Raw genomic sequence first — 9,512 nt, 5'->3', positions numbered from 1 at the left:
TTTACCCTTGGATTTCATCGTATAAGTCTGGATCAGCCCACCGCACATGTCCAAGAAAATATCTTTATAAACCCGACCCTTCCCGGCCGTTCAGCAGTCATTTTTTCGTTATGAGCTGCGGCCCGTCTGCTTTCCTATCTAGATGCCCAGACTGGCCACTAAAAGGCCGCCAGGTGAGGGCTCATGGAGAAAGGAGAGCCACCATTCCCAGCCACAGCACAGAGGACGCGACTGCAGATCAGCTCAGGATGTCCACCGTCCGGCCGCTTACTTGGCGATGAGCCCATTGAGCGTTTTGAAGAGGGACTCAACGCGTTCAAGCGTCTTGAGGACTGGTTCTGCACTGCCAGTGAGCATTTCGGGGTGCATCAGCAGCCAGGAAGCTGGGGTGAAATGACTGTACAGCGGTGTTGGCTCTGGAAGCACGTTGAAGTACGCTTCTGCTCTTTTTACCTGACGCTCGGTGCTCTCGTCAGCGGCTTTTAGTTTGGCTGGATCAAGCGTCTGCTCGTCCTTTAGTTCGTAGGTTCCATTGACGATCGTACAGAACAGCTCCGGATCGAAGAGATCCTCGATGTCAGCCTCTTCCTGGGCCACGAAGTCGGCGATCGACAGCACGCCCCCCTCCTTAATAACCTCGGACTTCCGAAGGTTCTCCAGCTTGGTCTTGTCCTTCTTGGTGTAGTCGGAGAGCGCTATTACATCGAGGCTGTTGCCTGCGAAGAGGGAGACAAACGACTGGATTTTGTCGATGCCGCCAGCTGGGCACATAACCCACTTCGGATCAAGACCGGCACGCTTACGGCGGAGTAGCTCTGCTGAGAGCGCCTGCAGATAGAGAATGTCGCCTGGCCCTTCGACGAGGATGGTGTGCTTTCCGATGAAGAGCGACTGGGTTAGTGAGTAGCCGAGAGCTCCTTGGAGAGGAAATACGGAGTCCTTGTCGGCCTTGAGCACGTCCTCGCGTACCATCGTGCCCGTAGGCGTGCGCCGCCCACGCGCATCGACCTCCACGAGGTCCTCCACTATTCGTGAGGCCATGATATTGTCGTGCGGTACCATGAATGGGGAATGGGTCGAGTATATGATCTGGTGGTGCGGTTCGAGCTTCTCGGTGAAGTAGCGGAGCAGATCAGCTTGGGCGAGGCCATGGAGCGTAAGGCCGGGCTCATCGAGCAGCAGGAAGACCTTACCCGTGGCGTCCTTCTTCACGCGATCGAACTTGATAAGGAATGAAAAAAACCATGTGAAACCTGCACTCCGCTCCGAAAACGATGTGTCAGCCTTGTGGAGTAAGTTGTAGATACGGGCGCGACCGACGGGCCCCGAGTTGAAGGGAGCCGGATCGCCGGGAAGCCCCTCTGCAACGCTCACACGGATCTCGATGTCCTGGTTCTGAGTCCAGTATTCAAGGATCTCCTCTGTAAGGACGTTCGATGCAGCCTGCAGTTTTGCATTGAAGCTTTCGAAGGTCGTCGTGCCCAAAATATTAGAGAGCGGCACACCTGAGTATTCGAGAAACTCCCAAAATAGCCGATCACCACGGTGCTGATCGGTGCTGAAGAGCGTCTTGTCGTTCGCCCAGTTGTTGAGAGATGGCAGGTGCACCATCGCATTCATGCGGTCGTAGTTTGAGAAATACATGAACTGGGGAAAGTGCGGCTCGAGGATCGCTCGCGCCTTATGGAAGATTGACTTCTGTGGGTAAGCGTTCACTAGGTCGAGCAACGCCTTGTGCTTGGAGTTCGCCTCAAGTCCGGTGAGCTTTGCGATGAGTTCCTTAGTCGTCGCGGGACTGCCAATCTGGCTCTTCTCGGCAGCTGAATAGTTGCGCTGCGAGATGAGGAACGCAATGGCGTCGGCTTCGTTAATAGGAACTAGCCAGGCCGTACAGGACGAGTTGTAAGAGCGGGACACAGTTATCGACTTGTCGATGACTGCTTCGGGACCGAACTCGCCTTTCAACTTATCGATCTCTTCCGGACACAGGTCCCAGACCGAACTTATGACTTCGGCTTCTTCGCCGCCGTGCCGCTCCACATAGCGAGCTAAGTAACGCTTGGGGTAGTCGCGTTCCAACTCATAAAGGAACGGTGTAGCTGGATGGGGATTGAGGCCAGCTATCGCTTGAAGAACGGCCGTCTTGCCTGCTTCATTCTTACCGACGAGGCAGGTGAGATGCTCGACGGTGAACTCGCAAGATTCCTCGACGGATCGGAAATTCTGGATACGCACACTTCTCAGTTCCACGAAAATCCCCAAGTAACGCCACTAACATATTGGATTTCAAATAGCACTGAAGACCGTGTACTTCGAGTCCTGCTGGGCCAAAACAACCAAAATCGTTCATGCGAGGCGTCCTGCCAATGCAAAATGAAGCAAAAGTCGGCGAAGAAGATGAGAGCCACGGCCAATCCTTTCCGGCTGGAGGGCGATAGCCGGTACGGGGTATCTCGATGCCGTGGTAACGCGCGGTACTTGGATCGCGCTCGGCAACCGTCTGTGCAGTTCCGCATCTCAGCGCGAACATCTGAATTTTGGCTCCGGTCCGCTCGATGGGTCGGTTCTGGGGGTGAGGGCAACACGGGTCGGCCGACGGGAGGGGTATCTGGCGACCAGCTATTCGATCCGCGGCCCGATTGCCGGTGGCGCTACGCAATGCACTGTATCCGCAGAGGTTTCGCACAGAAAATTTAGTGATCATTCTCCCGGCGAATTGCCCCCGGCTCGTTCAATTGCGTAGGTAGAAGCTTCGAGTTAGTCAGGGATCCATTCAGTGAAAGACGATGACCTCAAGCACCTCGAAAACGCGAGCGCGCATGCCTGGAAGTATTTCGAAATCCACGCAGGCCAAAGGCTGAGCATGTTCAATTTCTTCACAGTCTTCGCAGGCCTCATCTCTGCGGGTCTAGGCGCCACGTTGCAGGGGGGGGAGAACGTCGCTTATATCGGCATTTTCCTCGGCATGGTACTGGTGCTCGTGTCGTTCGTCTTCTGGAAGATCGACGAGCGTGCTGCCGTCCTCGTTAAGCATGCTGAAAGAACCCAGGAATGGATTGAAGCCCACCTGTTGCCGGAGCAGGCGCGGCTATTTGTCGATGAAGGGCAAACGAGGGAGGGATCTGCCGGGAGCCTGATTCCAGTCTGGACATTTGGACGTTCGCTTCGCGTCACTTTTGCCGGCGCCGCAGTGATTGGTCTGCTGGCGACTGGCCTGTCGGGTTGGAGACTGGCAAATGCGTACAAGCCCTTGAAGGCATCGAAAGTGGGCGCCGCTGAAGGGTGTAGGGAGCAAGCGCGCCAACCGACCGCAGTCGTCGCGCCCCCCCTAAGCGCCCAATCGGCAGGGCAGTGAACTGGACCATGGAAAGCGATTTTCTTTCTGCGCGTCTGGACGAGTACTCGGGCAATGATCGCTGGTTGGCGCAGGGGAACCTTCTGCGATCAATAAGTGACCGGAAGATCAGGAACCTGATTCGAGGTGTCTTCTCGGCCCAGGACGCTACCATCGCCAGAAAAACAATCGAACGTCTGCGCCGCGAATGCAGCAGTCGAGACGCGAAGGTTGTTCTCGCCATACTGCGCGATCACCCCGGAGCGCGCGAACTTCCCAAGACCGTTGCCTTCCCAAGGACCATGGCCGACATTGAGGAAGCACCCTATTTCAACGATGCCTTGCTGGAAATCGAGCTGGTCGAGCTCGGGCTTCGCCTTGAACGCCACATCCCCGATCTCCTTGAAGCTGTCGAGCTTGTCGGCCGTTTGAACGAGGCCATTCTCTCGCTCGACCATGCACGCGTGGATGCGGCCTTCTCGGAGTACCGCCGCAAGTTCGGAATTTCCTATCTGGTCGCGCAAAAGGCAATGAGCCTGCGGCACGCCGTGAGTGGGACCGGGGAACAGCGCGCGGAGGTAGGTGCTGCGATTTCCCCCTTCAATTCACCGAAACGCCACGCAATTGCGGTCGCGTTCGAGGACTCGATCGATCATGAACGTGACTACATCAGGACGCGGCGCACTTTTTCCAACTTTGCGGTAGAGGACAAGCTAGACCGCTACGACGCATCGATCGTTGGTGATCTGTTTCAGCCCTGCAACCATTCGACTGTCGTGCTCGCCTTGCGGGCCCAGGCTTACGGTCGCCTTGGCTTGCTTGACTCTCTTGCCTGGGCGTTCCGCTCGGTCGATATCCTGCGGTATTGCGGGGAAAGCGACCAGCGTATCGAACGCTGTATACCGCCCCAGCTGAGAGTGGCCTGGCGCGGGACCTTTGACCGGCCCGTGTTTCCACTGTTACTCAGGGCTATCGGGATCCCCGATCACTTCTTTGACAAGAGCCTCTTTTCTCACCTACCGGCATGGAGCGAATACCCCGACCTTCTGGATTACAGGCTTCGCACCGAACGAGCGATCGGCGATCGCCTCGACGGCCGCTTTCCCGTCCTGACACCGAATGCCGCCTTGATGGCCGCTCCATGCAAACAACTTTCCGACATGCTATTCGAAGGACCACTGCGGCCTACAATTACTGATATCGATCCGAAGACAGCAGGCGGATTTCATCGATCGGCAGCACTCCTCTCGTCAATCGAGAACGGGACACTTGGAGAATTCGATGGAGAGGCGCTCTGGCAGGTGCTTGACCAGACAATCGACATTTCGACGCTGCTCTCGATCGAGGAACTCAGCCGGTTTCTGCCGACCCGGCGAGACGACGCGCTGTACGAGCTGCTGCGCACGGCATTGCGCAACGAAGTCGAGGAAAGCAAGGTCTCAAGTCATGCGCTGCGCCGCGCTCTGCAGGCCGTGGTACGTGAAAGATTTGACGGCGATATCGTGGCGCTGCTGGAGTACCTGTACACTGAACGCAATCATGTCTCGGGACACTTCTACAATATTTTCAGTGAGGCCTTCCTCACCGAACTCTACGATCTGTTCGACCAGACCGATGATGTTACTAATGCCCATGCCCGCATACTGGAATGGTGGGGAGAGAAGGCGAACGACGAGGACGCCAAGTTTCTTGCCCGATCCCATCGGCTCGCATTGCGCCTCCGCAAGGTGCGCGGCGCGATCGAAGAGACACGGATCTACGTCGATCCGCTTCGCTTCGTGGGCTGGATTCAGGAGAACAAGTCTTCTGAACTGAGAGCACTGGCGCTTGATGCGGATCAGATCCTGTCGGATACGGACAAGGTGGTCAATCTCAAGGACAAGGTCCAGCTCGCGCTTGACCCCCTCACGCGCCTGGCAGGCCTTCTTGATGATTGTTTCAAGGAATTCTGTAACAACAAACAGTACGGCGTTACGGCATTCATCGGCCGTCGGGTGCGACATGGGACGCTTCACGGGCACCTTGTTGTCGAACTCAAACCTGAGATCGATGCTATTGTTGATGAATTCCAGTATTCGGCTCCTGCGTTCTCGCTTTTCCTCAGGCGCTGGTTTGATCGTTTCGACGCGGCCGTGTTGACGATGGCTGCCGAACGCATCCACGTTCATCACCCGAAGGAACGATCAAGGGGGCTCATCATCGCCAGCATCGACGATGCCGACAAAACCCGGCTGTCCGGTGTCATGCTGGCGGATCTTGCGAGGTCGCTGGCGGGATCGCAGCAGGTCAGTCAGGTCGCCGCGCGTATCCACGATTACTGCTGGCTACTGTTCGAAAGCGACCTCAAGCGTACTCGTGGAGCGGTCGAAGACCTCCAGAGGGATTTCGTCGTGCGCGTGGAGGACCACCTTTGCGATCGCACTGATCTGGACCGGAAGCTCGGAGATCGGATTCGTCTCATCAATACGACCATGCAGCAGAAATTTGAGGTCGTGCGCTCCTGGTTCACCAGGCCGACCAATCAGAGCCCCAGCGCGAGTATCGGTTTGCTCTTCGACGCAGTTCGCGAGGAAGTGGAACACCGCTTTCCCAATTTTCGGCCAGAAGTCGTGATCACAGGTGAGCCTGAGGTCGATCTCATCGGCCATCGGTTCCACTTCTTCTACGATGCACTTTACATTCTGGTTGGCAATGCCGCACAGCATGGCAAAGGTGACGGCACTCTCAGCATCGATGTGTCGACGGTCGTCGATGACCAGAATGGGATCGAGGTGTCAGTGGCCGTGCAATCCGACCTGCGACCCGAGGCGCGTGACCGGGACACTGCGCGCATCAATGGCGCGATGATTGCGGAGATCGGCGACGCTGTACTTAATAATCGAAATAGCGGCATACGCACGCTGCGCGATATGGTCGGAGATGTGGAGGAAATCGTAGCATTCAGGCACAGCTATGTCGGCAATTCGGTGCGCTTTGTCATTGACATGAAGTACACCCGATCATGAACCGGAGGAGTGATGGGGTGGAAGTGCTTCTCATAGAGGACGACCGGTTCAAAGAGGATCTTGTTACGCGCCAGGTGACGGAGACGCGACCGCAGGCGCGTATTGTAGCCGCCCGTTCCGTACAGCAGGGCGTGCGCTTCCTGCGTGAAAACGACTATGACGTGATCCTGCTGGATATGGCGCTTCCGAGCCACGAGAACCGTGCTGGCGGAACTCAGCCGATCTCGCAGTTATCCGGTGGGCTCGAGATACTGTTGGAGCTAAGCTACGATGGCCGGTCCGACCCTGTAATCATCCTTACCCAGTACCCCGACATCGAGTTCAACGGAAAGTTTCATTTATTGGACAAGGCGCGAAAGGCTCTGAACGCTGAATTGGGCGCAAACGTGATCGACGTCATTCTGTTCAATGCGCAAGAGAATACTTGGCGCGATTCACTCAAGAAGGCGCTTCCATGAGGGCTGTGAGAGTACTGGTGATTGAGGACGATACCTCGAAGTCGGCTGAAATCTGTGCTGAAATTCGCTCATTCTTTGGCAACGGCGTGGTGCTGGACGTCGCGGACGTATTCGCCGATGCCGTACGCAAGATCCATGGCCAGGAATATGATCTCATCGTCACCGATCTGCTTCTTCCGCGCCGCCGCGGTGAGGATGAAATAGATGTTTCTGACGAAATCATCGATGAAATGGCCAACAGCACCAAGAATGCGCTGACGACAATCGTCGCCATTTCAAGGTTCGAGGATGTCGTTGCGGAACGCCAGAACGTATTCACTCAGTCTGGTATCTTTCTCATCCGGTTCGACGATGACTGGCGAAGATGCCTCAATATCTGCATGCAGAAGGTTGCCTTTCACACGACTTGTGATTTTGTCATCATCTGTGCCATCGAACTGGAACGCGCGGCATTCGAAGGAGTTAACCACCCCGGCTTCGAATTTGGCGAGCTAGTGAGCGCCCATGGGCTTGATGCTAGGAACTTTCGCATTGGCGATCTGACAGGCGTTTGTATTGTCCAGCCACGCATGGGGCTGGTTGATGCCGGTATCGTAGCAACAAGGGCCCTCGATCTGTTCTCGCCCAAACTCATTTGCATGGCAGGCATCTGTGGCGGCATGAAAGACGAAGCAGAGCTTGGAACTTTGCTGATCTCGGACATCTGCTGGGAACATCAGGCCGGCAAATGGAACGCTGACGGTTTTGTCTTGCGCAGCTATCAAGAGCCGCTGAACAACCAACTGCGGGTAAACCTGCAGCAAATGATTATAGCCGATCCGGCACTGACCAGCCTCAGATCCAAGGCTCATGAAGTAGAGGTCCCTCACGTTGGCGCAAAGATCTTGCCAACGGCCTCCGGTTCAGCTGTCATCGCCGCGAGTGGCTATGCTCGGGAGATTTCGGCGCAGCACGGGAAGGTCGGCGGAATCGACATGGAAGTGTACGGTATCCACCGTGCTGCCGCCCTCCATGGTGGCGTCAAGTGTTTCGCTGCAAAAACGGTTGTCGATCATGCTGACGAAGCTAAAGGTGACGCCTTGCAGAAGCCCGGCGCAATCTTGTCCGCGCGCTTTGTGGTAAAGGCGATCGACCAACTGTTTCAGTCTGGTGGTCTCTGATCTGGCAATGAGCCGGTGAGCCGGGGTGTGGACACATCGTTGACGTCTGACGGGGCCGAACCAATGATCTTGCCGGCATTAGAATGCCCAACTTGGCTCGTTAGCGTCCAGAATAGGGGGCGCCACGAATGGAACCTTTGCTATCCTTAGCGTCTGGAACGGACGTTGCTGTGCTCCGAACCCGACTGTCGCGAATGTCCCAATCCAAGGCGCAGCGCCCGCCAGACATTGGGGGTACATAAGCCGGTGTGATGCATAAATACTAGATTTATACATCATATTTCGTTATGTGGTGAGCTATAAATTGGACTTTTATAACTCATGAAGTGGAATTGGCAGCAGCCAGACTGGCCGAAATTTATTTGGGAAAGTGTGCCCTTGGCGGCGCTTGAAGGCCAATTTCTGCAACAATCTGGAATCCTGATTGGCTCGGTCAAGCACCTGACCGAGGATGACCGCTCGGCTATCACCGTAGACATCATGACCGGCGAGGCGCTCAAGACCTCGGAGATCGAAGGCGAACTGCTCAATCGAGACAGCGTGCAAAGTTCGCTACGCCGCGAATTCGGTCTCGAAACCAGCGATCGAAGAATTCCTCCTGCCGAACGTGGCATCGCAGAAATGATGATCGCACTCTACCGCGACTTTGGCGATCCGCTAACGAACGAAACGCTCTTCGCGTGGCACGAAATGGTCGTCAGTGGACGCCGCGATATCGACGCCGTTGGCCGCTATCGTGATCACGAGGATGCGATGCAGGTTGTCTCTGGGCTCATTCACAAGCCCACGGTTCACTTCGAGGCGCCCCCTTCCAAAGATGTGCCGGAAGAGATGCAAGGCTTCCTGGACTGGTTCACCAGTTCAAGGCCAGGGGGACCGAACCCCTTGCCCGCACTGACCCGCGCAGGGATCGCCCATCTTTACTTCGTTTCGATCCATCCATTCGAGGATGGCAATGGACGAATTGCCCGCGCACTTGCGGAAAAGGCGCTCTCTCAAGCCATCGGCCAGCCCAGCCTGATTGCCCTGTCACAGGTCATACAGCGCAGCCGCACTGCGTACTACGACGCACTGGAGGCAGCCAACAAGCGAAACGAGATCACCGGCTGGCTAACCTACTTTGCACAGACGGTACTGGACGCGCAGGAACACAGCCTCGCGCTGATCGACTTCCTCCTCACGAAGATCAAATTCTACGACCGTTTCCGCGACCAAATGAACGAGCGGCAGACGCGGGTCATCGCACGCATGTTCAGGGAAGGGATCGATGGCTTCACGGGCGGCCTCAGCGCGGCCAACTACATCACGATCACCGGCACCTCGCGTGCGACCGCCACTCGCGACTTGCACGAGCTCGTCGCGATGGGGGCGCTGACACAAACAGGAATGCTCAAATCGACACGCTACCAGTTGGCGATCGCGTAGTGTCTGACATCAGTATTTTCGACACCTCGCGCCCAAATGGCCCTGCGATTTTGCTCGTCAACACCGGCACGCGAAACGCAAATTCCCCTTGCCAAATTGTTCCCCAGGATGTTGATTTCCGCTGAGAGTT

At 56.2% G+C, this 9,512-nt stretch carries 6 protein-coding genes; 5 read left to right on the top strand and 1 reads right to left on the bottom strand.

All coding sequences use genetic code 11. The features are described 5' to 3' along the window. Positions 1-267: 267 nt before the first annotated feature. Positions 268-2,235 (bottom strand): AAA family ATPase, encoded by a 1,968-nt coding sequence (locus tag NN5_RS22875; RefSeq protein WP_169801043.1) that lies wholly within the window; start codon positions 2,233-2,235, stop codon positions 268-270. 541 nt (positions 2,236-2,776) lie between these two features. Between NN5_RS22875 and NN5_RS22870 the strand changes: the two genes are divergently transcribed. The 5 genes from NN5_RS22870 to NN5_RS22850 all read left to right on the top strand — a co-directional run bounded on the left by NN5_RS22870 (position 2,777) and on the right by NN5_RS22850 (position 9,382). Continuing rightward, on the top strand, positions 2,777-3,355 hold the full coding sequence (locus NN5_RS22870; RefSeq protein WP_067738743.1) for a hypothetical protein: 579 nt from the start codon (positions 2,777-2,779) through the stop codon (positions 3,353-3,355). Between the two features lie 8 nt (positions 3,356-3,363). After that, the gene (locus NN5_RS22865; protein WP_157081291.1) at positions 3,364-6,339 is read left to right on the top strand and encodes a hypothetical protein; all 2,976 of its coding nucleotides are present in this window, start codon (positions 3,364-3,366) and stop codon (positions 6,337-6,339) included. Positions 6,340-6,356: 17 nt separating this feature from the next. Next, the gene (locus tag NN5_RS22860) at positions 6,357-6,797 is read left to right on the top strand and encodes a response regulator (RefSeq protein WP_169801042.1); all 441 of its coding nucleotides are present in this window, start codon (positions 6,357-6,359) and stop codon (positions 6,795-6,797) included. A 17-nt stretch (positions 6,798-6,814) separates the two neighbouring features. Beyond that, positions 6,815-7,957 (top strand): 5'-methylthioadenosine/S-adenosylhomocysteine nucleosidase family protein, encoded by a 1,143-nt coding sequence (locus NN5_RS22855; protein ID WP_169801041.1) that lies wholly within the window; start codon positions 6,815-6,817, stop codon positions 7,955-7,957. Between the two features lie 321 nt (positions 7,958-8,278). Then, positions 8,279-9,382 (top strand): Fic family protein, encoded by a 1,104-nt coding sequence (locus NN5_RS22850; protein WP_067738730.1) that lies wholly within the window; start codon positions 8,279-8,281, stop codon positions 9,380-9,382. The last annotated feature ends 130 nt before the right edge of the window (positions 9,383-9,512 follow it).

It is taken from the genome of Novosphingobium naphthalenivorans NBRC 102051 (assembly GCF_001590985.1).
GTDB lineage: Bacteria > Pseudomonadota > Alphaproteobacteria > Sphingomonadales > Sphingomonadaceae > Novosphingobium > Novosphingobium naphthalenivorans.
Note: the sequence above shows the minus strand (reverse complement) of the source record. Positions and strands in the feature narration are given on the sequence as shown.

What these genes read in the sequence shown, in the direction of transcription:
- NN5_RS22865 (WP_157081291.1), top strand. Translation starts at nt 3,364, where the DNA reads ATGGAAAGCGATTTTCTTTCTGCGCGTCTGGACGAGTACTCGGGCAAT.
- NN5_RS22850 (WP_067738730.1), top strand. Translation starts at nt 8,279, where the DNA reads ATGAAGTGGAATTGGCAGCAGCCAGACTGGCCGAAATTTATTTGGGAA.